Raw genomic sequence first — 26,919 nt, 5'->3', positions numbered from 1 at the left:
AGACCGTATTTAAGCCAGTAGTCATACAAAAGGTAAGGATATTAAATTTAATCAAGTACTTAGTGATAATTAAAAAAAGGTGTCGGTAGGGAAAAATGGTGGGTGATTTAATATATACAAGATAATGACTTACAAGAGAAACCCGAGAAAATTACATTTACTCGGGGATCCCAGATTACAACGATAATGACACTTTATTTAATTCGGACCTACAACAGGTATACACCCTCAAGTCTGTTAATCAACTCTCATTCTTGGCGAATACATACACTTTCGTACCCGTCTTATACGGTTTGCATTTGCATGCGTCATCATATGATTCTGTTTCTGAACTGATCTCCTGATAAACCAGTCGCCCATCTGTTGTTTCGGCTATCAACATGGCCTTATATCCATCAGGATGAAAATCCGTTTGAAGTATTCTGGCAGCTTCACATCCTTCTTCCCAGCGATTCTCACCGATCCGGAAGGTGTATTCACCGACACACACCTTCCCATCACTGGTAAGAGTGGAACCGGAGTGCTGGCCTTGATATTTAGGAACAGGATAATCAGCAACCCTTTGGATAGTATCTGCGGCCGGATCATAGATTTCAGCTCGACGAGTCGCACTGCCTTCACTGAGATCAGCCGAGCCATCCCAACCGCCAACCAGTAATATACGACCGTCTACCAACGTGTATGCATCTACTTTTGCACGCGCTTTGGTTAGCACTGCATTGGCCTGACTAAAACTAAGCGAGTTATTAGCATCAAAGCGAGCGATAGTATCCATACCATAAAGGCCATTGTTAAACCCGAACAGAGCAAAATCACCATTATCCAATGCAGCAGCACCTGCCGAATCGGCAAAGAATGAGGTGGTATTTAAACCACTATTGTCTGTCACCTGAATATCGGTATCGTAGCTTTGAATCGACTTAATATTATGGTCAAGCACAAAGGCAGTTGTGGTGTACTGAAAACCACCAGTAATAGCATATTTATTGGGTGCCAGCTGTATCACTTTCGGCTGATCAATACCGCTGGCAGGCGTGCCACTACTCATAGCATGCCCTGAATATCCTTTAGTCTGGTACTCACTGAGTGTATTGGTATCCAGGTCAAGAATATAAGCGCTGGTTGCATATGCAGGGTGGCCGTCATGCCGAGTTCCATTTGGCTCCCCGGATTCACCTCCCGCGAATAACAGCTTATTTCCATCAACAAACACACTGTTACCCATTTGATATTTATACGGCAGTTGGTAAGTTTTCTCTAATTGATATGATGAAGGTGAAGGTGAAGTAATAGTCTCCGCAGTTTGTTTCGGGGCTGAATCACCACCGCCTCCACATGCCGTCAGCACACACATTGCAGCCAATAAAGAGAGAGAAGTTTTATAACAAGCCATTGCTACTGATTCCTGTCTGAAAATTAATCTGAACAAAATTTGTAATAACCTGGTCCAAGCGACCCATATCGATGCATAAGCCCAATCCGGCACCGACAACCAATTGATAATATGGAGTTATCTTAGTGAGCCAATTATGATTTGCAATTTGCCCCGACTAAGGCATAAGATGTAGCTCTTAGAGGCTCTAAATGCATGAATTATAAGGGTATGACTAATATGGGCAGGCTTAGGTCGAAGCTTGAACTCGAAATAAATCAATTTCGTCATGATGGGGACATAAACGGCAAAAACCGTAAAATATCCATCAAGGAATTAGCCGGAATGGTAGGTATCGGTGAGTCTACGCTCTATCTTAGGTGGAAAAAACCAGAGACTTTTCAATCAGATGAAATAGCTAAAATTGCCAACTTACTACAACTCGATATCAACAAGGCTGAGCAACTGGCACAAGAATTCGAACCTGACCAAGTCCCCACCCTCACCGACGTTGAATACTCCTCTACGAGAGAAGATAGAGCTTTATCGGAAGAAAAGTCGACTGAAGTAACAAAGGAAACAGCATCATCAACATATAACAAACGCAGTAGAATTATAGCAATGCTTCTAATGCTATTAGCTATGGTTATTAGTTTCGGGCTGTACTCATCAAACTATGCGCCATCAAGTGTCAATTCATCTCCCTCCTTTTCTGCGCTATATCAAGGTAAGGCGATTGACCTAAACGCCAATGAGATAGGACAGGCATTAAACCTGCATTCCAAACTCTATATCTATGAGCTTGAAAACCTTAAAACTCAAACTATCGGCGAAGATATTACAATGACTGGAGATATATTCTGGTCTCACATCAAAGATGAGGGTGAAAAGCATCAACAAGCACTATTTGTGGCATCAGGAAAACACGTTGGTGATACGGTGGCCATCGTTTATGAAATAACCGATGACGCACGTTCAGAAATGTGGATAGGAACGGCAGTACTTCATATGCCTCGCTCTGGCCCGGCTAAGGGATACTGGCTGAACCTACACAATGAGCAAGACCCCGATGCGCAAGGACCTTATGCGATTGGAAAAATTACTCTAAATCGCTAAAAACAAAACTTAACTTGAAACATGGAGCCCGCGGCATCTTGCCGGGTTTTTCATCACACCTTGCTATCAAGACTTCATACTTTTCCGTTACTGCCAATTAAGTGTTAAGATCACAAAAATCGTTACGCTTTGCGGGCCTATGTCATGAACGCCGTGGACAACCAAATCAATAAGCTAAAACTAAGGGATATGTACCCCAGCGTTTTCATATTTGTTTTTTGTACCCCATCATGTCCCCCAACGCGACAATCAGAATTATTAAAAGGTTATTTTTCAAATGAGTAGTCAGACTATCCAATGGTTCCCGGGCCACATGCACAAGGCTCGCAAAGAAATTGAAGAAGCCATTCCAAAAGTCGATGTCATTATTGAAGTACTTGATGCTCGCATCCCTTTCAGTAGCGAAAACCCGCTGATCAAATCTTTCCGTGGTCAACATGGTGATAATGATAAGCCTGTCGTTAAAGTTCTTAACAAACGTGACTTGGCCGATCCTGAAATGACCCAGATGTGGATTGAGCACCTTGAGAAAGAACAAGGTGTTAAAGCAATTGCAATCACGACGGAAAATATCAACGAAGTAAACAAGATCACCGAGCTTTGCCGCAAGCTTGCCCCCCACCGTGAAGAAATGGGCAAGAACATTCGCACCATGATCATGGGGATCCCGAATGTCGGTAAATCAACTATCATCAATACCCTTGCAGGTCGCTCCGTGGCAGTAACGGGCAACCAGCCTGCGGTTACACGCCAACAGCAGCGTATCAACCTGCAGAACGGTATCGTACTTTCTGACACGCCGGGAATTTTGTGGCCGAAGGTTGAAAACCCGCACAGTGGTTTCCGCCTAGCTGCAACAGGCGCAGTCAAAGACACAGCAATGGACTATATTGATGTGGCTTTCTTTACAGTCGAATACCTTAAAGAGGCTTATCCGGAGCTGATCAAAGCACGCTACAACCTTGATGATGAGCTACCAGAAACAGAAATCGAGTTGATGGAAGAGATCGGCCGCAAACGAGGATGCCTAAGAGGCGGTGGTCGAGTCGATCTGCATAAGGCATCTGAAATCCTGATCAACGAGCTACGTAACGGCACTCTGGGCCAGATCACTATGGAACGCCCTGAGATGATCACCGAAGAGCTGGTCAATGTAGCGATTGAAGCTGAAATTAAGAAAGAACAGCAGATTAAGAAGAAAGAAGAGCGCCGCAAGCGTTACCTGCGCAATAAGCGTTAATCTAGATGCACCTCTTGAATACCCAAAATGCTGCCAGTTGGCAGCATTTTTTATATCTCAAATAAGTTAAATAACGTTATCCAGTTTACACCGCATTCAAAGAAAAAATGGTACTGCTTCCCCGCTACTGAAAACAGCACCAATATGTCTAACGACAAAAGATTATGTACCATATCTGCGGCTTTCAGATTTAGATAATGCCAACCGATCAACTACCCTAAATTCTGTAATACCACAACTTTAATCCAGCAAAACTAGCGCCAACTTTTCGTAGCTGAAAATCAATACGTTACGTTTGTACATTACTCATCATGCACCTTAAAGAGGAAGTCACGCACTGTCGAGATGCAGCGGAGTCAGCTATACCCCCCTAATAACTTCACCTTGGTAACATCCATCGAGTTACTTCAAAGAGCAGAATTTAGAATTAGCGATAAAAAGTTATCAGAATCTTAATTATATATTGGCTGAATTGTTCAGTTATAGCTCTAACGATTATTTCCCACCAAACACTAATTATTCCGTCATTACTAAGTTAAACAGCCGTAATTAAAGGCAATTAAATCAACTTTGTTTATGTGGCTGAATTTCGGATAAATACAGCTCAAACCATTTTTCCTGTCTGCACCTCAATCTAAACCAAACCGTTATATCGCATTAGTTTTTCTCACTTTACGTACGCAATGTTTATATTCATATTCCACTTGTTTTCGGTCGAAAACCAACAAGTACACTATCTTCTCACCCTGTATTCAAAGGCAATCGCCTTTGGGAGTGGCACGAGTTCCAGTCTGCCAATTACTAGAAGATAGATTTATTCACTTTGATGATGTGGAGACAACGGTCGTGTCACAGACCTCTAATTGTCGCGGGAGCGAAGGTATTTTTGTACCTGTTGCTGGGCTTACTTTGTTTGCCGTCGCTTCTGGTTATTTGATGAGCTTGATCCCTCTAACTCTTGCTGGCTTTAAGATCAGTTCCGATTACGCAAGCTGGATGGCAAGTTCGTATTACCTCGGCTTATTAATTGGCTCTATGATGATAGAACCAATTATCAACAAAATCGGTCATCGGATTGCCTTTATTGGCTTTCTCGTTTTGCTTGCTTCAACAGTTATTGCTCTACCAATATTTGCTCATAGAGATGCCTGGCTCCTAGCACGGCTAATTGCCGGAATGGCCGTAGCTGGGATCTTTGTTGTGGTTGAATCTTGGCTTCTGATCAGTGATTGTCCCAAGCAACGCGCAAAACGTCTTGGTATCTACATGACATCCCTTTACGGTGGGACAACTGTCGGTCAACTTGGTGTTGGCGTTATTGGAATCCAAGGCTTTAGTCCGTTCATTGTGATCCTTGGCTTACTGCTGGCCGCAACCTTGCCTGCCGTATTACTACGTCAGGGACAACCAAGCAAACAAGAACACCTGATGATGTCAACGAGAGATATCACTCGTCTGAAAAAGCCAGCAATCATCGGCTGCATTATTTCAGGCGTTGTGATGGGCACAATATATGGGTTGATGCCACTTTCTCTGAAAAACAGTGAGCTCAATAGCAGCCAGATTAGTGTGCTTATGGCAGCAATAGTTATGGGAGGAATGATCATCCAGCCGATTATCAGCAAACTCTCAGTCAGAGTGAATAAAACACTCCTGCTGGCACTCATGTCACTACTGGGGGTGTTTGGGGTTGGTTTGACTTATCTTTCGAGTAGCTATCAGCTCTTGGTATGCGCACTGACACTGCTGGGGATGTCAGCCTTTGCTCTCTACCCCATCGCTATCACTCTTGCCTGCGAAGAGATAGATGCGATGTTTATCGTCTCTGCAACGCAAGTGATGCTATTTAGCTACAGTTTGGGTTCTGCGCTTGGCCCGATTGGAGCAAGTTCGTTTATGGCAAAACAACACGGGGTGATGCATTTCATCTTTCTCGTAATGCTAGCAACAAGTCTCTATATGTTGATCGCAAGTATGCATAGGAGAACAACGGTATTGGCAAATTAGATAGGACTATAAAAAAGAGCGGGCGCGACATTCGTCGCGCCCTTAGGTCTTACTTGCAGCAATCCGGCTACTATGGTGCTCCCTGCATCATTCCATGATTTAGCTGATTCCTTCAGCTTAGTCCTTTAGTCTCTTTCCTAGAGATGTCCTTTCGGTCAAACCCTGACCCGTCGATACTTCCTGTTTCGACTCTCATCTCCTTCCTGGAGGTGTCCCTGACTTCATCCTGAAGCGGTCCATTTTGTCGTCCTGACTAGCAAATATCCTATTTGCTATATCGGCTCCATCCGATTGTCCCTTCACAGTCCATGTTCGATAAATCTTCCTGATCTACCGTCCTCATCCTGAGGTTGCCAATGTCCCTGGCAGCTTTCCTGTTCCGTTCCGTCAGTTCCTTCCGACGAGGTAAAGATTACGTTAATTTAAAATCTAAGCAACATACAAAGGTCACATTTTTCATTTCTATTTCTAGAAAACCAAGAAGCAAAAGGCTAAGCAATTGAAAATATGGTATTTTTAATGACTAACGGAATACTTCTCAACAAAAGTTATTCATATTTCCCACGTCTTTGTAAGAGATCTCTTACAAGGCAATGCGATAATTCCCCTGCTAATAGGAAACCAATTTATGCGTATTGAGTCTGATACTCCAATTTCTCTAGCAGAATCTCTTTCTTAAACGGCTTGGCGACATAATCATCCATGCCTGCCTCATAGCACTTGCTGATATCCTCATCCAATACACTTGCAGTTAAAGCGATAATAGGTAAGCGACTAACAATCTTACTGTCACTTTCCCAACGCCTAATTTCTTCCGTTGCCGTAAACCCATCCATTACGGGCATCATGCAGTCCATCAAAACGGCGGTATAACGCTTTCCTTGTTTAATCGCTTCAACAGCCTCTTGACCATTGTTCGCCAATTCATACTGGTATCCCGCTTTCTCCAAAAACAATGAGGCTACTTTCTGGTTAACCAGATTATCTTCTACAATCAACACTACACTTTTATTATCCGGAGCTCCCGTTACGGCATCACTCTTGGCTACACGATGCTGGTTCACTGAATTCATTGCTGCATGTATCGTTTTAGTAAATCGTTGACCAAGAATAGGTAAAGTAACAACACCATCTATATCAGAGCCAAAATCATGGAGTGCATCATCATAACGACAGCAGATTACCAGCCCGGCAGCCGGAAAATACTGCCTTATCATCGGAATATTCCTTAAGGTTAAATCAAGTGACTGCTGACAATATAAAACGAGGCTATAACCATCAGAGGCCAAACTCATCTCCAACAGATCCGTGCCAATCTCTGCGTTGATCCCCCACTTTTCACATTCAGCCTGGATAAGAGCAACAGCATCCTGATCATCACCTACCAATAGGCAGCGTAAATCACTGAACTCTTGTAAAGATGTAGGAACAGCCGTATCAATATCAACCTCTAAGCTAAAGTAAAAGCTACTACCGGCTCTCTTCTCTGACTTCAGTTGAATATCTCCTCCCATCAACTCAACGAGCTGCCGACAAATAGCAAGGCCGAGTCCGGTTCCACCAAACTCGCGTGTAATAGAGCCATCTTCCTGAACAAAAGGTGCAAAGACCTGAGATTGCTTGTCCTTTGCGATCCCAATTCCCGTATCGATAACAGAAAAAAGCAAATCAGCTTTATTAGATGACTTTAACTGACAATCTATCGCCAAAGTAACGCTTCCGCTTGTGGTAAACTTGACGGCATTGGACATCAAATTCAGAAGTACCTGACGAAGTCGGTGCTCATCAACAATCACTGAACGAGGGATAGTAGGATCAATCTTAACCTGTAGGTCTAACTTTGATTTCATCCCTCGAGCTAAAACAATACTCATCGTGTCATAGGCTACTTCACTGATATCGCACTCATTGGGGGCTAGTACTAAATTTCCGGACTCTATTTTTGACAAATCTAAAATATCGTTGATGAGCAGCAACAAAGTCTGGGATGAGGTTTCAATCGTTTGAAGATACTCAGCTTGGGAAGGGGTAAGCTCAGTATCACCAAGGATTCCGGACATTCCAACAATGCCATTAAGAGGCGTGCGAATTTCATGGGACATGTTGGCTAGAAATGTGCTTTTCGCCATATTGGCTTTTTCTGCCGCTTCCTTTGCTTTAAGCAAATTAGCTTGGTTTTGGCTACGTTCTTCAATCAACACGTTAAGCTGCCGAGTAAAAACGGTAAACTCGTCATTGCCATCTTCCTTGATCCGCAAGTCGCTATTACTTTGTTCTTCAATTCTAGCCATGGTTCTAAGTATGTGGCCAAGATACGAAATAACCCTCCTTGTCAAATTTGAACCTAAATAACAAATAACAAGCAAAGAAAGCACAATAGCGACTAAATAGACAGTCATCAATTGTTTGGCTTGAGCGATCGAGTGATTGACTTCAATCACTAACTGTTGGCTTACCTCATTAACCACATACTGAATCAAACGAAACCGTTCATCGAAGGCCTTCAGCCCATAGGAGATATCCTGACCAGATTGAACACCTGTCATAATAGTGCTTCGTAATTGATAACTATCGGCAAATGCTGAGTTGGTAAATGTTTTGCTTAATAGCTCAATTTGCCCTGGCGTCGCATTAATAGATAAATAACGTTCGATGAAAAGCTGCTGCCTTTCTATAAGTGTAACCAATAAACTCTGATAATATTCATCTCTTGTTGCTTGGTCATTCAGTAAATGTACATACCAATTTTCTTGCTGTGCCCAATATTGCAACCACTGAAGCTGATAAAGAATAGAGAGATTTTGCTCTATCTCTGCGTTATCAACTGTAAGAACACTTTTCTCCAGCAATTCCAGAGATTGCTCAACCAAATCAGTTGCCCAGTCAGACCAATCACTAACATCTTCTTTGGCCACACCCTCAAAGTCATTGAGAACCTCAACCATATCCGAGCCAACAATTGATATTTCAGCCTGTTCCGCAGGATTGAAAGCAACGGAAAGCAAACTTAAATATTGTGACACAGATTCAAATGCTTGTTCTTTTTCCTGGTTGATTTCTTTCTGTTGCAACCTGCTTGTTCTTAGCTTATGAACCAACATCCCAAAAGTCGATGTTTTCTCCAGCAACTGAACTCTTGCACTCAAACTATTCAAAGAGTGAACTTTACTGTAAAGCTCACTTAGCTCTATCCCTGTGAAAATAGAGGAAAAAGTTAACGGCAATACCACTAGAAAAAGTAGCCTTGTTTTTATCGATATTCTATTTAACAGGCCCATACCATCTCCTTGAACGTGAACCTTTGCTTCTGTCCATTTGTAGTCACATCAATGTATACTATTCTTTATACTAGAATTATTTTAGGATAAATGGAATTATTCGATGCGCAAAGGACTGAACATTAAAAGTTTTATTTCTCTTGCTGCTGGAACAGTACTGTTGATGCTGTCTTTTTCTACACTTGCTAGCAATAGCAATGAAAAAGATGTCGAATTTGCTGTTTTTTCTCTTAATAATGAGATCCCGTCACTTAGTAAAAGTAAAACAAGAATGCTTTACAAGGGCAGAACCAAAAAATTAAATGGCAGTATTAAAATTGTCTTGGTTGATTTGCCTGAAACCTCAATTCACCGGGAAGACTTTTATAATATGTTACTCGGGAAATCTATTTCTCAGATGAATGGTTACTGGGCAAGCCTGTCTTTTTCTGGCAAAGGAATACCTCCAGAGGAACTCGACAGTGATGATATCAAAGATATTCTAGAATGGCTGAACCAAAACCCCAACGGGATTGCTTACGCACCAGTCAGTGCCGTCCCAGAAAATGCCAATATTCTTATCACGATCTTACAAGGAGAGTAAGATTATGAAGATTTCAACTTTCATTTTTTTACCGGTCATAAGCATTTCATTTTCCTTGAATGCCGCAATTAAAGTATCTGATAACTTTTCAATTAGTGGTTTCGGGTCAACATCAATCGCCAAGTCTGATAACAGTACACCTCTATTTGTTCACCGAGAAATCAACGATAGCACCTGCTATGACTGCGATACCATTGTTGGTCTTCAAGCTGATTTGAATATTACCGATGAGCTCAAGGCTTCCTTGCAGGTTGTTAAACGGCCTCAGGATGAATGGTCAGATCCCGAAATAGAGTGGGCATATCTTGCCTATCAGTATGATGATTTTTCATTCAAAGGAGGGCGACTGCGAATTCCGCTGTTTCTCGTTTCGGAATATTACTACGTTGGCCAGGCATATACTTGGGCCCGTCCACCTCAAGAAGTTTATGACAGCCTGATGGGTTTCACCTTTTATGATGGCCTTTCAGTCGCTTGGCAGAAAGACATATCTGATGAAGCCGCAGTGACAGCGTCACTTTACTACGCATTTGATCACGAATACAAAACGGAGCTAGGCAAAGATGAACTAACTTTTGATACCGATAGGATCGCGGGAATCTCGGCTGATCTAAGCGGCTTCAACTACCGAGTTCACCTTGGGTATGCGCATGTAAAATTCACTCAACTGCCTGCCGCAACACCTGCAGCGGAAATATTGAATGTATACACCCTAGGAGGTGAATACTCTTTCGATAAATGGCAATTTATGGCTGAAATTCAAACTGATAAAATACAGTCGAATTGGTATGTCAGTGGTGCCTACAACTATGAAATGTTTACACCTTACCTTGTATATGGTGAAAGCCATCACCGAAGACAAACTAACAGTCTGACCGCTGGCCTGCGCTACGACATCACCTACTCCATCTCACTCAATGCCGAATGGCAGGGTATCTATATGGATAGCAGTAGCTACGATAAATTCTCGACAGGTGCATTCATTACACCACCTAAACTTACCGGGGAAGACAAAGACGCCCAGCTCTACACGCTGATGCTTAATTTTGTATTCTAGCTTCTTCGCTTGTTAATGTAGAGATCACCTAGTTACCAACATAATTCAACAAAGTGAAAAGAAGAGGCATATCGCCTCCTCTTTTACTTAACCAGCATCGCTGCACCAAAAACGCCTGCACTATCACCCAATGCGGGTTTTACGATCTGAGTATCAAGAACCGGATTAAACAAATGACGCTGAATCGCCTTCGGTCCGTATTCATAGAGCGCATCAATATTGCCAACTCCACCACCCACGACAATTACGTCAGGGTCAATGACATTGATTATCTGTGCGACAGCAAGGCCAAATTTCTCAATGAGTCGAGTTAAAGTATGTTGGGCGTAGCTCTCTCCCGATTCTGCCAGCTCTACAATTTCAGGCAATGTTGCAGCATGATTGGCAAGACTTTGGTAATAGGCTTCTAAACCTTTTCCCGAAATAACCGTTTCCAAGCAGCCCGATTTTCCGCAATAACACGGAGCACCATTGATTTCGAGTACATTGTGCCCCCATTCACCGGCGATACCATGACGGCCATTGATCAACTGACCATTTACTACAAGCCCTGAGCCGACCCCGGTTCCCATGATAATTCCAAACACAACTTCCGCATCCGGCTTCACCTGCGGCACAATACCCAAACGAGCTTCTGCCAATGCGAAGCAGTTCGCATCGTTCGCGAGCTTAACTTTGGTTTGCAATATACTCTCAAGATCTTTATCAAGTGGCTTACCGTTCAATGACGTTGAATTGCAGTTTTTCATCAAGCCTGTTTGTGGATCTAGCGTGCCCGGAGTTCCGAATCCAACGCAGTCCGGATAAACACCGACTTCCTCGGCACACTGCTCAATCAGCAGTCTAATCCGATGAAGAACATGCTCATAGCCTTTGTTGCCCTCTGTTGCAATTCGTTTACGCAAAACACACTGATCATCCAGATAAGACATCACTGCACATTCAATCTTTGTTCCGCCCAAATCGACGCCCCAATAAAAACGGTCCATTTCAACTCCACTGACTTATATCAAGCGATTAAATTTAGTTATCATAAGTGTCATAGTAAACCCTGATTAAAAATCATTGTGTTAGCCTTACTACAAAATATGTGATCAATGGCAAGTGAAGCGTATCTGTTGATGTATTGGCCTTCGACCTCCAATTACGGCAAAATCGACCATACTTAAACCGTTAAGCGATAAATCATTACGTAACGGCGGAGGCTCTCGGTATGTTTTTGAAAGAGGCGCGGACTGGAGATTTGGTCGATGTGGTTGATATGTCATCACTGATCAATCCTTTCTCTCAGAATGTCACAGTTCAGTTCCAATCAGGGGAAGATCTTGCCGATCCTGTTGCAATCGATAAGCAAGCACTCGCTTTCCCCTCAGGGGAGGAGCTTCCTGAATGCTGGATAAATGGTTACTACCGCTTCCAGCATAAATAACGGCCTAACTCGCCATCAGGTCAAGCTTAGTTTGGCACGATGGCGAGATAACTTGCTCTATACGTCCTGCGTAAATGCACTGAAAGCGATTTAACGCTAGCTACCCCACCGACAAACGCTGAGCCATCTGAGACGTTAACCGGTTAATCGCTTCCGACAGTGCCTTGACCTGAGCATCATAGCCATCTTGTTCCAACGGTACCTGATAGGAGAAAGGATAGACGCCTTGAAGTGCTCCGTTACCGTCTAACAACAACCACTCACCGCTCACTTTGGCGACCCCAGAATAGTGCCCATTAAACTGGCTCACTTTAACTTGCAGGCGAGGCACTCCCGACGTTGCCAACGCAGGCGTCAATTCAGTCGGCCAATACTTGGTTTGTTTCTGGCGAAGATCATGGTTAATCCGGCGTGTAAGCTGCTCACTGATACTTTCGGCCCACAAGTTTTGCTGGGCCTGCACCACTTCCGTTTCACTCAGCTGGTAAACCAACCCATTGCCTGATAAATGATTGGCCATCTCGACCGGGCGAACCACCAGCAAGGGCTGGTTCGTTGATATCGCCGGTACTGTCATCTGTCCGCCAGAAGGTAACAGGTAAATATTGCTGACCTGCTCTGGCTGGCTACTACATCCTGCAAGAATTCCGACGATACCACCCAATACAATTCGCCATTTTTTCATTATTTAATCCCCCCGACAGGAATTGGATCTTTTGCCTTCTCTCCCGAAAATATCAGCGAATTAGGCTTGTCATTCATCTGACGGAGTACCGGCTGAAGTTCTGTCATCACTCGCTCAAAGCGTGATAAAGCCTGTTCCAAGTTCCGGTACGGCTCAGCATCCGGCCCAAAGCCATTTAGCGTATTTTGGATCTGCTGCAAGCTGTCACGAACCTCTCCAGGTATTGCCTGGGTGTCTTTCTTCGCCAGAATCACGGCCAATTCATTAGCCATTTTCTCGGTAGCCAGTAAGGTTTTTTGCGACGCATTGAGGCTTTTATTTAAGCTCACCAACGTATCTTCAACCGGCAGGTTATTTATTTTACTTAATATGGCACTGATTTGTTTCTGAATTTCAGCAAAACCACCCGCTTTGGTAGGGAAAACATCATAGCCACTATAACGCGATTGCACCGGAGGTTCTTCCTCTGGATAAACTTCGGTATCGACCAACAGTGCTCCCGTTAGCAGGCTACCTGTCTTTAGTGAAGCCCGAAGCCCAGCTTTAAACTCCTGTTCCAGATTTGTCTTGAGCTGTGGCAAGGTATCAAAATCAACATGATCATAAATTCTCCCCAGCTCAATACGCACCAGCACAGGGATCTGCTTACTCGAGAAGCCACTTGCGGCCCTTGGAAGCTCCAGCGGTACTTTTCTCACCGTACCAATTCGTATGCCACGGTATTCCACCGGGGCTCCGGTATTTAACCCTCGAACCGACTCGTCAAACAACATCACGTATTCCAGATACTCGTCAAAGAAACGCTCTTTGACCCGCTTGAGATTGTTATACAACCTGAACCGACTCATATCTTTAGTTATCAGCTCGCCAGGCTCATTACCTTTTGGCACCCTGAAACTGACCCCTCCGGTGATCAGAGACTCAATCGAACCAATCTTCAGGTTGAAGCCTTCTGCAGACATCTGCAAATCGACACCGGATGTTAGCCAGAACCGAGTACGTTTTCGGATAAGGCTGTCGTAGGGCTCAAAAATGAACAGCTGATAATTGGCTTTCTTAGCTTCGGGATCAAAGGTCATTTTCTCTACCCGTCCAACCGTAAAGCCTTCATACAGCACCGGATCACCTACACCCAATTTTCCTGCCTCATTATGATATAAAACCAATCGGATCCCTTTCGCATCAGGAGGCGCGACCGGTGGTACTTCCAGGACGGTAAACTCTAGTTTTTCCTCGTCTTTAACTCCCGGCTGAAGCTGAACATACGCGCCAGAAAGTAACGTCTCGAGGCCAGAGACCCCTTCTTTGCCAATCCTCGGCTTAACCACCCAAAACAAGGTATCCTCTTTCAGCATTCTAGCGGCATCTTTCTCTATCTGCGCTGTTGCGATGATTGCGCTGTAATCATCATTTAAGTGAACATCCGTGATAACTCCCACTCTCACATTAAGCGCTTTAATTTCTGTTTTTCCCACTTCGATCCCCTCCGCGGTACTCAACATTAAAGTCACTTCTGGCCCCTTACTTCCAATGTACTGAACCAGCATCCAGATCCCTATTGCCAAAGCTATTACCGGAACAAGCCAGATAGATGAGATCTGTTTGAGATCTTGCACTTCTGCTTTTTCCTGCTTGCTATCACCCATAATTTGGCTTCTCTTTGTTATTAATTACCACTCACTATTTCTCATGTTGTATGCTCTCTATCATCGAAGAGTCACTCGGCTCTGACTCTGTCCAAAAAATTCTTGGATCAAACATCATCGCCGACAACATGGTCAAAATAACAACGCAGGCAAACGACAGCGCTGCAGGTCCCGGAAAAATTGCCATTAAATTTTGTAGCTGTACCAATGCCACCAATATTGCCACAACAAAAATATCGATCATTGACCAGCGGCCAATCAGTTCTGTCATTCTATATAACCGCAATCGCTGAATAGCCTGGCGTTCATCCATCGCCCCGACACGCTGTGCGTTTATATACAACCAAAACAGTGCAAAAATCTTGGCTAACGGGATCACAATACTGGCCAGAAAAATAACGGCAGCAATAGGATAAGACCCCAACTGCCACAGTAAAACGACCCCTTCCAGAATCGTAGAACCTTCTGAATTACCCAGACTTACGGTAAACATCATCGGGTACAGGTTGGCCGGAACAAAAAAGACCAATGCCGCAATTAATAACGCCCAAGATCGCTGCAGGCTCTGCTGCGGATGGTAGGGATGCAAAGTGCCATGACAACGAAGACAACGAGTACGAGAATCTGTCGGTATTGGGTTGAGCTGCGCGCAGGTATGGCAACTCACATGATTGGCTGAATGATGATTATCGCCCGGTTTAATTCCCGGCAAAGAAAGCATAGGTACAAATTGTAACCATAACCATGTTCTATCCACCATAGAAACACATTTAACAACCAGCATGGTGTACAGACAGAACGCCCAAAATGACATTCCCAGCCCGACATCAGCCAGAGATGCAATCTTTATAAGGCTTACTAATACCCCAATCAGAAACACATCCACCATCAACCAAGGTTCAATCGCAAACATTCCGCGACAAAGACGCTTCTTAAACTGGCTGACTGCTTGTTGCCCTGATAAAGACAGTTGCCTCGCCGTCCAATAGAGATACAGTACGATTGATATATAAATTGCTGGCAAAATCACGACGGTCAACAATAGCAGTGCCGCTAACAAGCTATTTTTAAAGCTACTGAGCATTTCGGCAGCATGAAGCAGCGTTATTTCCTGACTTATCCCCTGCACACTGAAGGACATAAACGGAAAACTAATACTGAGCACTAGCATGATTAAACAGGCGGCACCATAAGACAGCGGCCGCTGGAGAGGCTGGCTAATATGCTTTGCCAATGTATGCCCGCACCGGGGACAAGATGCTTTCTGCCCGCCAGTTAGCACAGGCAGCTCCGTCACCAAGCCGCATTCTTCACAACCTACCAGCACTTTTGGTATCAGTTGCTCACTCATTGTCTGCCTTTATCTCGGAACTCAGTTTGGTTTAAGTATAGAAAGCCTCAGAAAAAAGCTCGTACAAAATTGAGATAAAGCCTTGATATATAGCTATCTTGACCGCGGAAAATAAAAAACCTCCCGGAAGGAGGTTAAGTAAAGCAAGATAAAGTGAACGTCTAGTTACTAAGATGCTCATATGAGCAAGTCTACTTATGGATGGATCAAGTCATTCGATAAAGCAATAACACTACTATCCCTTAGTATAGTTAAACATTTTATGACCATATAAAATATATGGTTATATGGAGCTATCCTTGGTAAATGCCGTCTTACACCTACATACCCAGCGATTGAAAGATAAAATCAGTTTTGGCTGCACAGATGAAATCATTTTTATGTAAACCTTTTACTGAGTGACTCCACCAGCAAACAGTCACTTTCCCCCACTCCAAGGTAATTGCCGGATGGTGGAATTCTTCTTCGGCAAGCTCTGCCACTTTGTCAGCAAATGCCCATGCATGCTTAAAGTTCTTAAAACTATAGGCCCGTTCAAGCTGCTTTATTCCCTCCCTGTCAAATACATCCCATCCAGGGATATTCTGGGACAGCTCAATCATTTCACGTTCCGTAACCATCGGCGCCCCGGGCTGGCAAGCTTCACACTTCAATTGATATAATTCAGACATAGTCTCCCACAATCTCCTTATTCTTTGGTGAAAACATAGGCTCATGCAAGCCCAATGATTTGGCCTCTAGCACCATACTCATGATGTCTTTCTGAGCCAGTTCGTAAAGCTGGTCAATATTATCTAGCACAAAATATATTGGCTGCATAATATCGATGCGGTAAGGCGTGCGCATTATATCTACCGGTTCAAACGGACGATAAATGGGTTTATCGCCGCTGACTGCATACTCTGTTTCACCAGGCGATGACAGAATACCCCCCCCATAAATTCTCAAATGGTTATCCCGCCGTAAAAGGCCAAACTCAACCGTAAACCAATACAAGCGGGCCAGATACACGCGATCTTCATTGCTGGCTTCATACCCCAGTCGTCCGTAAGTATGGGTGAACTCTGCAAAAGCCGGATTGGTTAGCATCGCGCAATGACCAAAAATCTCATGGAAAAAGTCTGGTTCCTGCAAGTAATCAAATTCTTCGCGGCATCGTAAAAAGGTAGCAACAGGAAACTGCTTGTTGGAAAGCAGGCTAAAGAAGCGATCGAAGTTGATCAATGCAGGTACTTCGACACACTCCCAACCCGTTGTTTCCCGCAGTACCCTATTAATTTCTTCGATCTGCGGCACGCGATCCAGGGGCAAATTAAGTAAATCCAACCCTTCGATATATTCATCGCAGGCCCGACCATCAATACTATTGAGCTGTCGTATCACCAAGTCATGCCAAATTTGGTCTTCTTCTTTACTCCAGTCAATAAAGCCGTTTTTATCTGGCTTCTTTGATACATATTTATTCGCAACACCCATAAAATAACCCACTTATTGTCTGTTCGCCTCACCCTGGCAATCTTCAATTACTCCCATATCCAATTCTGAAATCCCTCTATCTTCATTAAGGTTAGGTGTTTAACTGGCCACTATGAAACCACCTCGGGGGAAACACAAAAACGCAACGGCGTAACAAATATTTTACATCTGGATTTAAGCCACGGTCCAGCCCCCGTCCTTGGAAGCGTTCTTATACATAAGAAATATAGCGTTATTAAATAGATAGTTATGTAAAACAATCCGCACACTGAAGCGAATAAAATAATCCAAACAGAGTTGCTTGTTTGTTCGAGCTCAGCCAGAGTTATTATATTGAGTTAACCAAATATTAACCTAAGGATAATGCAATGCGGCACTGGTTTCAGTTTCCTATCATTGAAGGAAAGGCCTCCCGTCAAGCTCACTGTGATTTACCTGAAGGGACATTTGAACGTGAATGTGGCAAGGAAGGTTTCTTTGGCCCGGCCAGCCACATGTATCATGCCAACCCGCCAACGGGATGGACACAATGGGAAGGCCCGCTTCGCCCCCGCGCTATAGATACCACTAAGCTAGAACAGCAAGGTGTTACTCCCTGGGATGCGTCGTTACTGCTACACAACAGCAACCTGAAGATACGAGTGTGGAACAGCCAGCAGAGTATGGATCATCTGGTCCGCAACGGTGACGGTGATGAAGTACTGTTCATTCATCAAGGCTGTGGTCAGCTATTCTGTGACTATGGCCACCTCTCGTTTCGTGACGGTGACTATATTGTAATCCCTCGTGCAACAAACTGGCGAATCGACATTGAAGAGCCGGTTTCCATGCTGCTAATAGAGGCAACGAACAACGGTTACCAGATGGCAGAACGCGGCTTGGTTGGCCAGCATGCGATATATGATCCCGCCATATTGGAGTATGCCCGAATTGATAAGGCTTTTTTAGCCCAGCAAAATGCAGATCAACAATGGCAGGTACGGCTCAAAGCCCGCAATCAGCTCAATACCATTACCTATCCATTCAATCCGCTGGATGCACAGGGCTGGAAGGGTAACCTGACTGTTTTCAAACTTAACTGGCGTGATATCCGGCCATTAATGAGCCATCGTTACCACCTCCCCCCTTCGGCACATTCCACCTTTGTGGCAAATGGTTTCGTGATCTGCACGTTCGTGCCTCGGCCAATTGAAAGCGATCCCAACGCCCTGAAAGTGCCGTTTTATCACAACAACGATGACTATGACGAAGTGCTGTTCTACCACAGAGGTAACTTCTTCAGTCGGGATAATATTGAAGCCGGCATGATCACCCATCATCCATGCGGATTTTCGCATGGCCCGCACCCCAAGGCACTGGCCAGCAGTATGGAAAACCCAAAGAAGGAAACAGATGAAGTCGCGGTAATGATCGATACCCGCTGGCCGCTGGAAATGGCGGATTTACCTGAAGGTGTTGAAAATAAAGACTATGTTTATTCATGGTTAAGTAGAAAGTAGGCCGTTCACTGTAATGATGGCTACGATTAATTCGATGAAAAAATTTACATTGTAAATAAGGAGTCGAGAGTGAAACTAGCTTCTTTAAATCATGGTCGTGACGGACAACTGGTGGTTGTCTCTCGCAATTTAGCCCAAGCCGTGCATGCACACGACATTGCTCCTACCCTACAATTTGCTCTCGACAACTGGGATCAGGTTGAAGGAGATCTACAGCACCTATACCGTAACCTCAATGACGGTGTTGCCCGTGATGTCTTCCCGTTCAATCCAGCTCTCTGCTCTTCTCCCCTACCCCGGGCGTACCAATGGGCCGACGGTAGTGCCTATGTCAATCATGTCGAGCTAGTGCGCAAAGCCCGCGGTGCCGACATGCCGGAGAGCTTCTGGACCGACCCGCTGATCTACCAGGGGATGTCCGATGCTTTTCTCGCCCCGACCCAGGATATCGAAATGGCTGATGAGAACTGGGGCATCGATTTCGAAGCCGAGATCGCCATTATCACCAATGACGTCGATATGGGTATCCGCACCGAGGAGGTACATGGTCACATCAAGCTGCTGATGCTGGTTAATGATATCTCGCTGCGCAACCTGATCCCGGCGGAACTGGCCAAGGGCTTTGGTTTCTTCCAGTCTAAGCCGACTTCGGCTTTTTCTCCGGTGGCAGTAACACCCGATGAACTAGGCAAAAGCTGGCATGACTACAAAGTGCACCACCGCCTGACAGTTCATCACAATAACACCTTGTTTGGTCAGCCTCATGCCGGCACCGACATGACATTCAACTTTGCCGAACTGGTGCAGCATGCTGCCAAAAGCCGTCCACTGAGTGCCGGGGCAATTATTGGCTCAGGGACAGTCTCGAACAAGGACAAATCCAGTGGTTCATGTTGCCTTGCTGAGCGTCGGATGCTGGAAATCATTGACAATGGTGTCGCCCAGACTCCGTTCATGCGCTTTGGTGACACAGTCAGAATTGAAATGTTCGACGACAACGGCCAATCCATATTCGGCGCAATAGAGCAAAAAGTGGCACGTTATGAACATCGCTACCATGATGAAGACCTAAACCACCACAAACCAACCTGAGTGGGGAAATCATGAAGCTCTACGACTATTACCGCTCCTCCGCCTCATACCGGGTACGCATTGCGTTAAACCTTAAAGGGCTAAACTACGAGCAATGCCCCGTTTCACTGCTGGATAATGAGCAATGCAGTGCCAGTTACACCACGCTGAATCCCAGTGCGCTGGTTCCAGGTTTGGATACGGACAGGGGCATGCTAGGACAGTCAATTGCCATCATGGAATATCTGGAAGATTGTTATCCTGAACCTTCTATTTTTCCAAGTTCACGTTGGGAAAAAGCCAAGTGCAGGGAGATCTCACTTTCTATCGCCTGCGATATTCACCCATTGAACAACCTACGGGTACTGAACTACCTCCACAGTGAGTTCGGTGTAAACCAAAATGAAAAAATGATTTGGTATCACCATTGGCTAAGCCGTGGATTTCAGACGCTTGAAGCACTATTGAGCTCCGATACCCATCATTTTTGCTGTGGTGATACACCAACAATGGCCGATATTTGCCTGTTACCGCAAATCTATAACGCCCGCCGTTTTGGTTTCGATGTCGGTCCGTACCCAACCCTGCTCCGCATAGAACAGCACTGCCTGCACCTCGAGGCTTTTGTTCGTGCCCACCCGGACGCCCAGACTTAACAAGGAAGAGATGATGACAGATAACAGTGACGATCCGGCTTTTCAGGCAAGTGCTGTTCCTCAGTCACAAATGATGTGGATGCCAGAAAAAGAGCGTATTCATAACAGCCAGCTGTATCAATTCATGGTCGAGCTCAGTGAGAAGAAGAACACCCTGTTTCATGATTACAATCAGCTCCATCACTGGACCATCGAACACAGCGAAGAATTCTGGGAGCTGGTATGGGATTTCTGCGATGTTCAGGGAGACAAACGCAAACCTGTATCCTTTTGTCCTCCCCACAGCAAATATCCAGCCAAAGAAACCCAATGGTTTCCTCACGCCACGCTCAACTTTGCCGAAAACCTGCTTAAAAACTGGGATCGCCACGCGGCTGCCGATGCCATTATCTTCCACTGCGAAGGGGATCTCGAGCGACGCCAGCACCTTAGCTGGCAACAGCTATACCGCCAAACCTCTCAAATGGCCGCCTTTCTGGCTGATAAAGGGATAGAACAAGGCGATGTCGTTGCCGCCTATATCCCCAATATCCCACAGGCAATAGTTGCGATGCTTGCTACTACTTCGCTGGGTGCAATATGGACCTCTACCTCGCCAGATTTTGGCGTTGATAGTGTCGTCGAGCGATTTGGCCAAACAGCACCCAAGATTTTGATCTGCGCCGACGGCTACTTTTACAATGGGAAAACCCATCACAGCCTCGGGAAAGTCAATGAAATTCTGACCCACCTTCCCAGTATTGAACAGTTACTGATCATCCCCTATACAGAAAGCAACGTAGATGATCACTTTGTCCAGCAGCTCAGCCAGCAGCAGTTAACGACATCATATTGGCCTGATATTCTTGAGCGATACCCTGTCCGCCCTCTTTCTTTCACCCAGGTTCCGTTTAATCATCCGCTCTATATTCTCTATTCATCAGGCACTACGGGGCAACCCAAATGCATCGTCCACAGTACTGGCGGAACCTTGCTCAACCACCTGAAAGAGCATCAATTGCACAGCAATATCAAACCGGGAGACCGTTTGTTTTATTTCACTACCTGTGGCTGGATGATGTGGAACTGGATGATCAGCGGCCTGGCCTCGGGGGCCAGTCTGGTGATTTATGATGGCTCGCCCTTCTTTCCCGATGGCAATGTACTCTGGGATATGGCCGAGCTGGAATCAATCAACCTGTTTGGTACTTCGGCGAAATACTTGGAGGCACTGGAAAAGCAAGGTTATCAACCGGCATCTCACCATAACTTATCGGCGCTCAAGACCTTGTGCTCTACAGGTTCGGTGCTGGCTCCCGAACAGTTTGACTATGTCTATCGCGCAATAAAACCCGATTTACAGCTTGCTTCTATATCCGGCGGGACAGACATTTGCGGTTGTTTTGCCATCGGCAATCCTCTCAACCCAGTCTATCGGGGAGAATGCCAAGGAAGAGCACTCGGTATGGATGTGCAGGTGTTCGATGATAACGGCCGATCACTGTTTCAGCAGCAGCAGGGCGAGCTGGTTTGCTGCAATAGCTTCCCCAATCAGCCGGTTGGCTTTTGGAACGACCCTGACGGCAACCGCTATCACCATGCATATTGGAGTACCTTTCCCAATATCTGGCACCATGGCGACCTTGTCGAGCTCAGCGAAACTGGTGGGATAACATTTTACGGCCGCTCCGATGCCGTACTCAACCCGGGCGGCATCCGAATAGGCACAGCCGAAATCTATCACCAGGTGAATCCGCTCAGCGAAATTGTCGACTCGGTCGTCATCGGTCAACACTGGCATAATGATGTCCGGGTGGTGCTCTTTGTCCAGCTCACCGAGGGATATGAACTGGATGATGAGCTGAAGGTCACCATTTGCCAGCGTATCAAGCACCATTGCTCACCTCGCCATGTACCAGCAGTCATATTGGAAGTTACCGATATTCCCCGTACCAAGTCGGGAAAATTGGTTGAATTGGCCGTCCGGAACATCATCCATCACCAGCCAGTCAAGAATGTCGGCGCTCTGGCAAACCCGCAAGCACTTGAACAGTATAAAAATCATCCGGAACTACAAGATGTAACAAAATAAGTTGGCTGTTCGGGCTCGGACAGGTTTATTGAATGATATGATGGCTTCATCAGGCTACAAGGAGAACTGTTACCCACATGAAGCGCATTCCGACCAACATCATCACCGGCTTTTTAGGGGCCGGAAAAACGACCTCCATTCTTTCCCTGCTGGCACGCAAGCCGGAAAATGAAAAATGGGCGATTCTGATCAACGAATTCGGCAATGTCGGCGTTGATGGTGCAATTTTGGATCAGCAGGGTGCTATCGTGAAGGAAGTCCCTGGGGGCTGCATGTGCTGTGTAGCGGGCCTACCGATGTCCGTTGGCATCAATGCATTGCTTGCACAAAAACCTGACCGGTTGCTGCTTGAACCTACCGGCCTTGGTCACCCGAAAGAGGTCATAGCCAAGCTGACATCAGACAGCTATCGTAACTATATCGACCTGAAGGCAACTATCACAGTAGCCGACCCTCGTCATTTTTCCGATACCCAATATACCGATAACCAAAATTTCCAGGATCAACTGGCACTGGCCGATGTGGTTGTCGCCAATAAGATTGACCAATGTACCGCCGAAGACCTTGACGCCTTTGATGTATTTGCCGCCAAATTCGAGCCGGCAAAAGCGGCCATTGGCAAAGTCGAGCAAGGACAGCTTAATCTCGATTGGCTAGCTATCGAACGTACTGAGCGTCAAGCGGAACATAGTCACCACCACCACGGTCACGATGCAACAGCTCCGCTCGAGGAATTTGAATTGGCACCGGGAGAAATCTTTGCTCGCCGAGAAAACAGCGGACAGGGTTACCGAAGTTGCGGCTGGTTCTTTGCCGCAGATCAGATCTTCAACTTTTCAAAACTATTTACCCTGCTTTCCAATGTGAATGCCCAACGCGTCAAGGCCGTTGTGAATACAGAGCGTGGCTGCTATGCCTTCAACGTGGTCAACCAGGTCGTTTCTGTCAACGAGCTGTCACTGGAAGGCTTCGAATCGCGGATTGAGTTTATCGATAAAGAGCCGCTGCCTTGGGATGAGCTAGAGCAGATTTTGTGCTCGTTAACCTCAGTTCAATCATAATTTAACGACTCAATCTTCTGAATTTCATGCTAATAATGAGTATTGAAGGCAGTTGAAGAGACAGTCGAACAGTTCTAATTTGTCCATTACTACCAATCTGAACAATAGGTTGGTATGAGAGTCCCTATTTGGCTATGGACTTAATCACAAGCAAGGAGCAACTATGCTAAACCCTGCTACTGCAAAAGCAGTCATTGATCATGCGCTATTCCTCGGTGCTGATTTTGCTGAACTCTTTGTTGAGCATCACCAGTCCAGCTCTGTTGAACTTACCTCCGGCGACATTGACAAAGTAAACTCAGGTATCGACTTCGGGATCGGTATTCGTTTGTTCTTCGGCCATAAAGTACTGTACGGCTATACCAACAGTACCGATGAAGAAGAACTCAAGCGTGTCACAGGCCTGCTGGCAGCCAAGGACAAGCGTGATCAGATTGCCAATGCGGCAGCCCTGAACTTCAGTCGCTACAGCAGCAAGCACCTATGCAAACAACCACTGGCTCAAGGCGCCAACCTTGAAGCCAAGATCGCATTTCTACGAGAAACCGATAAGGCGGCCCGCAGCGAAGACGAGAAAATATCTCAGTTCATCGGTCGTATTCTGCAACGTGAACAGCAAATAGAAATTTTCAACTCCACCGGCCTGCATATCGGCGATACCCGCCACTATACTCGTGTTGCGGCAACAGCGATTGCCCAAAACGGCAGCGAACAGTCTACCGGTTTTGAAGCACCAGGAGCACTGACTGGCTGGGAATTCAATATACGTCTTGATGCCCGCGAGCTAGGACAGCATGTTGCCAAACAGGCAATGGTGAAGCTGTTTGCAGAGAACTGCCCATCAGGAGAAATGCCTGTCATTATCGGCAATGGCTTTGGCGGCGTGATTTTCCACGAAGCCTGTGGCCACCTGTTAGAAACTACTTCTGTTGCCAAAAAAGCCTCGGTCTTCCATGACAAGATGGGCGAGATGATCGCCAATCCTGTCGTCAATGCCGTTGATGACGGCACCATGACCAACGAATGGGGCTCTATCAATATTGATGACGAGGGCATGGAAACCCAGCGCACTCAGCTTATCAAAGACGGCAAGCTAACAAGCTTTATGGTTGATCATATGGGCTCGCTCAAAACAGGCTTTGCACCGACTGGCTCCGGCCGTCGAGAGTCCTACAAGTACGCACCAACATCACGGATGCGCAATACCTTTATCGAGCCCGGTGACAGCTCTCTGGATGAGATGATCGGCAGTGTCGAGCACGGTATCTTCGCCAAGAAAATGGGCGGCGGCTCCGTACAGCCGGGGACGGGTGAATTCAACTTTGCCGTGCAGGAAGCCTACCTGATCGAAAATGGCCAAATCACCAAGCCGCTAAAATCAGCCACTCTGATCAGCACCGGACCAAAGGTTCTGAAAGAAATCAGCATGGTTGGCAAGGACTTTGAATTGGCTGCCGGTATGTGCGGTTCTGTCAGCGGTTCGGTTCCGACAACGGTTGGACAACCAGCACTGAAAGTCGACAATATTCTCGTGGGAGGTGGTAACTAATGGCCGATCAAAACAAACTTCAACAAGCAATTGATCAGGTGCTGGAGCGTGCTCACGCTGCCGGTGCCGATGCCGATATTATTGCCAACTGCAGCAATAACTTTTCATTGAAAGCCAATGCCGGAGAGCTTGACGAGTACAAGGTAACCTCCGGACAGGTTATCGGCGTTCGTGTCATTAAAGATCAGCACATCGCAACCTGTTATTCGGAATCCCTAGAACCAGCCAATCTTGACACTATGGTTGAGCAGGCACTGCAAAACGCCCTGTACACCAAACAGGACGAACATCAAACGATCAGCTGCATGAACAGCCAGCTGAAAACCGATGTGGCAGAAATCTACCAGCAGGATAATGCAACCGTCGATGACAAAATTGAGCTGGCGCTGGCGCTGGAAAGCGGCGTTGTTGCCAAGCCTCATGCCAAGGCCGCGCCTTACAATGGTTTTGGTGAATCCGACAGCCAAGTCATTCTTGCCAATACCCAAGGGACGCTGTGCCAGCATCAGGAGCGGTCGACTTATTGCTATGCCTATACCCTTTACGAGCAAGACGACAAGCAATCGATGCACGGCGGAATGTCATCCGGTCGACGTTTCGATGAGCTCGATCCTAACTACTGTATCAACCACGGTTACGATATTGCCAAAGCGCTTCTGGACGGCTCTCCGATTACCACCGGTAGCTACTCGGTTATCTTTGATCTAAGCTGCCTGAGCAGCCTGTTTGGTGCATTCGGTATGTGCCTGTCTGGTCAATCGGCAATGAAAGGAATCAATCCATGGCGTGACGCGCTGCACGATCAGGTTGCCAGTCCACTACTGACCGTATCTGACGTAGCGTTCATAGAAGGTGGTTCGGCCATTAAAGCATTCGACAGCGAAGGCTATGCAACCCGAGATACCATCTTGATCGGTGAGGGGCAATTGCAGAGCCTGCTGCACAACAGTCATACGGCAAGCTTCTTCGGTATCGACAATACAGCCAACGCCTCACGCTCAGCAAAAGGTGGGCTAGGTGTTTCATCCCGCCATACGGTGATTGCGACCGGCACCAGTTCTGATGCCGAAATCACCGCAGGTGAATATCTGGAGCTTGTTAATTTACAGGGTGTCCATTCAGGTGCCGATGCAGTCAGCGGTGACTTCTCGTTTGGTGCCAGCGGCTTCCTCTGCCGTGATGGCAAGCGTATTCAGCCTGTCCGTGGTATCACCGTAGCCGGAAACTTCTATCAGCTTCTGAAAGAAATCGATGCGGTCGGCAACACCCTGAACCACGACTACGAGCGCGATTTCTTTGCTCCTCAGATCCGCTTCAATAAGCTGAGTATCGCGGGGAAGTAAATTCTAGGAACTCGGAAACGAGAAACTAGTAGATGCGAGAGTAAAAATGGCGAGCTCATGCTCGCCATTGTTCCAATTGAAACGGTATAACATTCAATCAAGCCTCTCACTTCCAGAAAACTACCCTATCGCTTTATCAGGGTCGATCTGATAGTAAGTGTTCACACTTGAGCTTGCCAATTCTGGCTCCAGAAAATCCCTAACACTATCAATCGACTCAGCCTCCCACATACATTGACACACGTGTAGCTGCTCGCTGACCATCGTCGAATGAAGCCGCATACCCGTAGGCGGGTGGGTTAATGCACCGCTGGCTTTTTGCCAGAATAACTCAGGATCAGTGATTTCATGTTGAATCGCTATAAACATATCCCGCTCCCTTAGTTCTATGCAAAGTATAGCGAGAAACGGAAGAACCGTTGTCTTCAT

General features: G+C 45.9%; 22 protein-coding genes. 13 read left to right on the top strand and 9 right to left on the bottom strand.

The annotated features are described in order from the left end of the window. Window positions 1-241 precede the first annotated feature (241 nt). Window positions 242-1,393 carry a Kelch repeat-containing protein gene (locus tag EDI28_RS16060; RefSeq protein ID WP_128784899.1) on the bottom strand — a complete coding sequence of 384 codons (1,152 nt, stop codon included), beginning with the start codon at window positions 1,391-1,393 and terminating at the stop codon, window positions 242-244. A 195-nt stretch (window positions 1,394-1,588) separates the two neighbouring features. On the opposite strand from EDI28_RS16060, the gene EDI28_RS16055 reads away from it, so the two are divergent. The 3 genes from EDI28_RS16055 to EDI28_RS16045 all read left to right on the top strand — a co-directional run bounded on the left by EDI28_RS16055 (window position 1,589) and on the right by EDI28_RS16045 (window position 5,735). Then, window positions 1,589-2,488 carry a helix-turn-helix domain-containing protein gene (locus tag EDI28_RS16055; RefSeq protein ID WP_128784898.1) on the top strand — a complete coding sequence of 300 codons (900 nt, stop codon included), beginning with the start codon at window positions 1,589-1,591 and terminating at the stop codon, window positions 2,486-2,488. Window positions 2,489-2,765: 277 nt separating this feature from the next. Continuing rightward, window positions 2,766-3,728 (top strand): ribosome biogenesis GTPase YlqF, encoded by a 963-nt coding sequence (gene ylqF / locus EDI28_RS16050; RefSeq protein ID WP_128784897.1) that lies wholly within the window; start codon window positions 2,766-2,768, stop codon window positions 3,726-3,728. Window positions 3,729-4,574: 846 nt separating this feature from the next. After that, window positions 4,575-5,735 carry an MFS transporter gene (locus tag EDI28_RS16045; protein ID WP_128784896.1) on the top strand — a complete coding sequence of 387 codons (1,161 nt, stop codon included), beginning with the start codon at window positions 4,575-4,577 and terminating at the stop codon, window positions 5,733-5,735. Between the two features lie 626 nt (window positions 5,736-6,361). On the opposite strand, the gene EDI28_RS16035 is transcribed toward EDI28_RS16045, so the two are convergent. Then, window positions 6,362-9,013, bottom strand: a complete 2,652-nt coding sequence (locus EDI28_RS16035; protein ID WP_128784895.1) for a hybrid sensor histidine kinase/response regulator — start codon at window positions 9,011-9,013, stop codon at window positions 6,362-6,364. 103 nt (window positions 9,014-9,116) lie between these two features. On the opposite strand from EDI28_RS16035, the gene EDI28_RS16030 reads away from it, so the two are divergent. Together EDI28_RS16030 and EDI28_RS16025 are read left to right on the top strand one after the other, a co-directional pair. Beyond that, on the top strand, window positions 9,117-9,596 hold the full coding sequence (locus EDI28_RS16030) for a hypothetical protein (RefSeq protein WP_128784894.1): 480 nt from the start codon (window positions 9,117-9,119) through the stop codon (window positions 9,594-9,596). A gap of 4 nt (window positions 9,597-9,600) precedes the next feature. Then, window positions 9,601-10,653 carry a porin gene (locus tag EDI28_RS16025; protein WP_128784893.1) on the top strand — a complete coding sequence of 351 codons (1,053 nt, stop codon included), beginning with the start codon at window positions 9,601-9,603 and terminating at the stop codon, window positions 10,651-10,653. A gap of 83 nt (window positions 10,654-10,736) precedes the next feature. On the opposite strand, the gene EDI28_RS16020 is transcribed toward EDI28_RS16025, so the two are convergent. Then, window positions 10,737-11,642 (bottom strand): ROK family protein, encoded by a 906-nt coding sequence (locus EDI28_RS16020; RefSeq protein ID WP_128784892.1) that lies wholly within the window; start codon window positions 11,640-11,642, stop codon window positions 10,737-10,739. A 224-nt stretch (window positions 11,643-11,866) separates the two neighbouring features. On the opposite strand from EDI28_RS16020, the gene EDI28_RS16015 reads away from it, so the two are divergent. Continuing rightward, window positions 11,867-12,082, top strand: a complete 216-nt coding sequence (locus EDI28_RS16015) for an acetyltransferase (RefSeq protein WP_128784891.1) — start codon at window positions 11,867-11,869, stop codon at window positions 12,080-12,082. A gap of 100 nt (window positions 12,083-12,182) precedes the next feature. On the opposite strand, the gene EDI28_RS16010 is transcribed toward EDI28_RS16015, so the two are convergent. From EDI28_RS16010 to phhA, 5 genes are all read right to left on the bottom strand, one after another. After that, window positions 12,183-12,767 carry a PqiC family protein gene (locus EDI28_RS16010; RefSeq protein WP_128784890.1) on the bottom strand — a complete coding sequence of 195 codons (585 nt, stop codon included), beginning with the start codon at window positions 12,765-12,767 and terminating at the stop codon, window positions 12,183-12,185. After that, on the bottom strand, window positions 12,767-14,413 hold the full coding sequence (gene pqiB, locus EDI28_RS16005; protein WP_128784889.1) for an intermembrane transport protein PqiB: 1,647 nt from the start codon (window positions 14,411-14,413) through the stop codon (window positions 12,767-12,769). Before pqiB ends, EDI28_RS16010 begins: the two co-directional genes overlap by 1 nt. Window positions 14,414-14,447: 34 nt before the next feature. Beyond that, window positions 14,448-15,764 carry a paraquat-inducible protein A gene (locus EDI28_RS16000; RefSeq protein ID WP_128784888.1) on the bottom strand — a complete coding sequence of 439 codons (1,317 nt, stop codon included), beginning with the start codon at window positions 15,762-15,764 and terminating at the stop codon, window positions 14,448-14,450. Between the two features lie 320 nt (window positions 15,765-16,084). Further along, window positions 16,085-16,435, bottom strand: coding sequence for a 4a-hydroxytetrahydrobiopterin dehydratase (locus EDI28_RS15995; RefSeq protein ID WP_128784887.1), 351 nt, complete (start codon window positions 16,433-16,435; stop codon window positions 16,085-16,087). Then, window positions 16,428-17,240: a phenylalanine 4-monooxygenase gene (phhA, locus tag EDI28_RS15990; protein WP_128784886.1), complete on the bottom strand. Its 813-nt coding sequence runs from the start codon at window positions 17,238-17,240 to the stop codon at window positions 16,428-16,430. The genes EDI28_RS15995 and phhA overlap by 8 nt, the downstream gene beginning before the upstream one ends. Before the next feature lie 368 nt (window positions 17,241-17,608). On the opposite strand from phhA, the gene EDI28_RS15985 reads away from it, so the two are divergent. From EDI28_RS15985 to EDI28_RS15955, 7 genes are all read left to right on the top strand, one after another. Beyond that, entirely contained in the window at window positions 17,609-18,739 is a 1,131-nt protein-coding gene (locus EDI28_RS15985; RefSeq protein WP_128784885.1) for a homogentisate 1,2-dioxygenase, read from the top strand. 69 nt (window positions 18,740-18,808) lie between these two features. Next, complete coding sequence (locus tag EDI28_RS15980; RefSeq protein WP_128784884.1) at window positions 18,809-19,831, top strand: fumarylacetoacetate hydrolase family protein; 1,023 nt, start codon at window positions 18,809-18,811, stop codon at window positions 19,829-19,831. An 11-nt stretch (window positions 19,832-19,842) separates the two neighbouring features. Further along, window positions 19,843-20,466: a maleylacetoacetate isomerase gene (maiA, locus tag EDI28_RS15975; RefSeq protein WP_128784883.1), complete on the top strand. Its 624-nt coding sequence runs from the start codon at window positions 19,843-19,845 to the stop codon at window positions 20,464-20,466. Between the two features lie 13 nt (window positions 20,467-20,479). Then, complete coding sequence (locus EDI28_RS15970) at window positions 20,480-22,537, top strand: acetoacetate--CoA ligase (RefSeq protein ID WP_199287446.1); 2,058 nt, start codon at window positions 20,480-20,482, stop codon at window positions 22,535-22,537. 77 nt (window positions 22,538-22,614) lie between these two features. Continuing rightward, entirely contained in the window at window positions 22,615-23,598 is a 984-nt protein-coding gene (locus EDI28_RS15965; protein ID WP_128784882.1) for a CobW family GTP-binding protein, read from the top strand. A 163-nt stretch (window positions 23,599-23,761) separates the two neighbouring features. Then, window positions 23,762-25,147 carry a TldD/PmbA family protein gene (locus tag EDI28_RS15960; RefSeq protein WP_128784881.1) on the top strand — a complete coding sequence of 462 codons (1,386 nt, stop codon included), beginning with the start codon at window positions 23,762-23,764 and terminating at the stop codon, window positions 25,145-25,147. Further along, window positions 25,147-26,490 (top strand): TldD/PmbA family protein, encoded by a 1,344-nt coding sequence (locus tag EDI28_RS15955; protein WP_128784880.1) that lies wholly within the window; start codon window positions 25,147-25,149, stop codon window positions 26,488-26,490. The genes EDI28_RS15960 and EDI28_RS15955 overlap by 1 nt, the downstream gene beginning before the upstream one ends. Window positions 26,491-26,610: 120 nt before the next feature. Here the strand turns inward: EDI28_RS15955 and EDI28_RS15950 are convergent, their stop codons facing one another. Next, window positions 26,611-26,859: a hypothetical protein gene (locus EDI28_RS15950; RefSeq protein ID WP_128784879.1), complete on the bottom strand. Its 249-nt coding sequence runs from the start codon at window positions 26,857-26,859 to the stop codon at window positions 26,611-26,613. Between the last annotated feature and the right edge of the window lie 60 nt (window positions 26,860-26,919).

It is taken from the genome of Photobacterium chitinilyticum (assembly GCF_004104355.1).
Taxonomy (GTDB): Bacteria; Pseudomonadota; Gammaproteobacteria; order Enterobacterales; family Vibrionaceae; genus Photobacterium; species Photobacterium chitinilyticum.
This window is presented reverse-complemented; position numbering and strand designations above follow the sequence as displayed.

Excerpts from the sequence above, each read along its gene's own strand:
- EDI28_RS15960 (WP_128784881.1), top strand. The coding sequence starts at position 23,762 with ATGCTAAACCCTGCTACTGCAAAAGCAGTCATTGATCATGCGCTATTC.
- EDI28_RS16055 (WP_128784898.1), top strand. The coding sequence starts at position 1,589 with ATGAATTATAAGGGTATGACTAATATGGGCAGGCTTAGGTCGAAGCTT.
- EDI28_RS16030 (WP_128784894.1), top strand. The coding sequence starts at position 9,117 with ATGCGCAAAGGACTGAACATTAAAAGTTTTATTTCTCTTGCTGCTGGA.
- EDI28_RS15985 (WP_128784885.1), top strand. The coding sequence starts at position 17,609 with ATGCGGCACTGGTTTCAGTTTCCTATCATTGAAGGAAAGGCCTCCCGT.
- EDI28_RS16000 (WP_128784888.1), bottom strand. The coding sequence starts at position 15,764 with ATGAGTGAGCAACTGATACCAAAAGTGCTGGTAGGTTGTGAAGAATGC.
- EDI28_RS16010 (WP_128784890.1), bottom strand. The coding sequence starts at position 12,767 with ATGAAAAAATGGCGAATTGTATTGGGTGGTATCGTCGGAATTCTTGCA.
- EDI28_RS15970 (WP_199287446.1), top strand. The coding sequence starts at position 20,480 with ATGACAGATAACAGTGACGATCCGGCTTTTCAGGCAAGTGCTGTTCCT.
- EDI28_RS16035 (WP_128784895.1), bottom strand. The coding sequence starts at position 9,013 with ATGGGCCTGTTAAATAGAATATCGATAAAAACAAGGCTACTTTTTCTA.
- EDI28_RS16060 (WP_128784899.1), bottom strand. The coding sequence starts at position 1,393 with ATGGCTTGTTATAAAACTTCTCTCTCTTTATTGGCTGCAATGTGTGTG.
- EDI28_RS15965 (WP_128784882.1), top strand. The coding sequence starts at position 22,615 with ATGAAGCGCATTCCGACCAACATCATCACCGGCTTTTTAGGGGCCGGA.
- ylqF (WP_128784897.1), top strand. The coding sequence starts at position 2,766 with ATGAGTAGTCAGACTATCCAATGGTTCCCGGGCCACATGCACAAGGCT.
- pqiB (WP_128784889.1), bottom strand. The coding sequence starts at position 14,413 with ATGGGTGATAGCAAGCAGGAAAAAGCAGAAGTGCAAGATCTCAAACAG.
- EDI28_RS16025 (WP_128784893.1), top strand. The coding sequence starts at position 9,601 with ATGAAGATTTCAACTTTCATTTTTTTACCGGTCATAAGCATTTCATTT.
- EDI28_RS16015 (WP_128784891.1), top strand. The coding sequence starts at position 11,867 with ATGTTTTTGAAAGAGGCGCGGACTGGAGATTTGGTCGATGTGGTTGAT.
- EDI28_RS16020 (WP_128784892.1), bottom strand. The coding sequence starts at position 11,642 with ATGGACCGTTTTTATTGGGGCGTCGATTTGGGCGGAACAAAGATTGAA.
- maiA (WP_128784883.1), top strand. The coding sequence starts at position 19,843 with ATGAAGCTCTACGACTATTACCGCTCCTCCGCCTCATACCGGGTACGC.
- EDI28_RS15995 (WP_128784887.1), bottom strand. The coding sequence starts at position 16,435 with ATGTCTGAATTATATCAATTGAAGTGTGAAGCTTGCCAGCCCGGGGCG.
- phhA (WP_128784886.1), bottom strand. The coding sequence starts at position 17,240 with ATGGGTGTTGCGAATAAATATGTATCAAAGAAGCCAGATAAAAACGGC.
- EDI28_RS15950 (WP_128784879.1), bottom strand. The coding sequence starts at position 26,859 with ATGTTTATAGCGATTCAACATGAAATCACTGATCCTGAGTTATTCTGG.
- EDI28_RS15955 (WP_128784880.1), top strand. The coding sequence starts at position 25,147 with ATGGCCGATCAAAACAAACTTCAACAAGCAATTGATCAGGTGCTGGAG.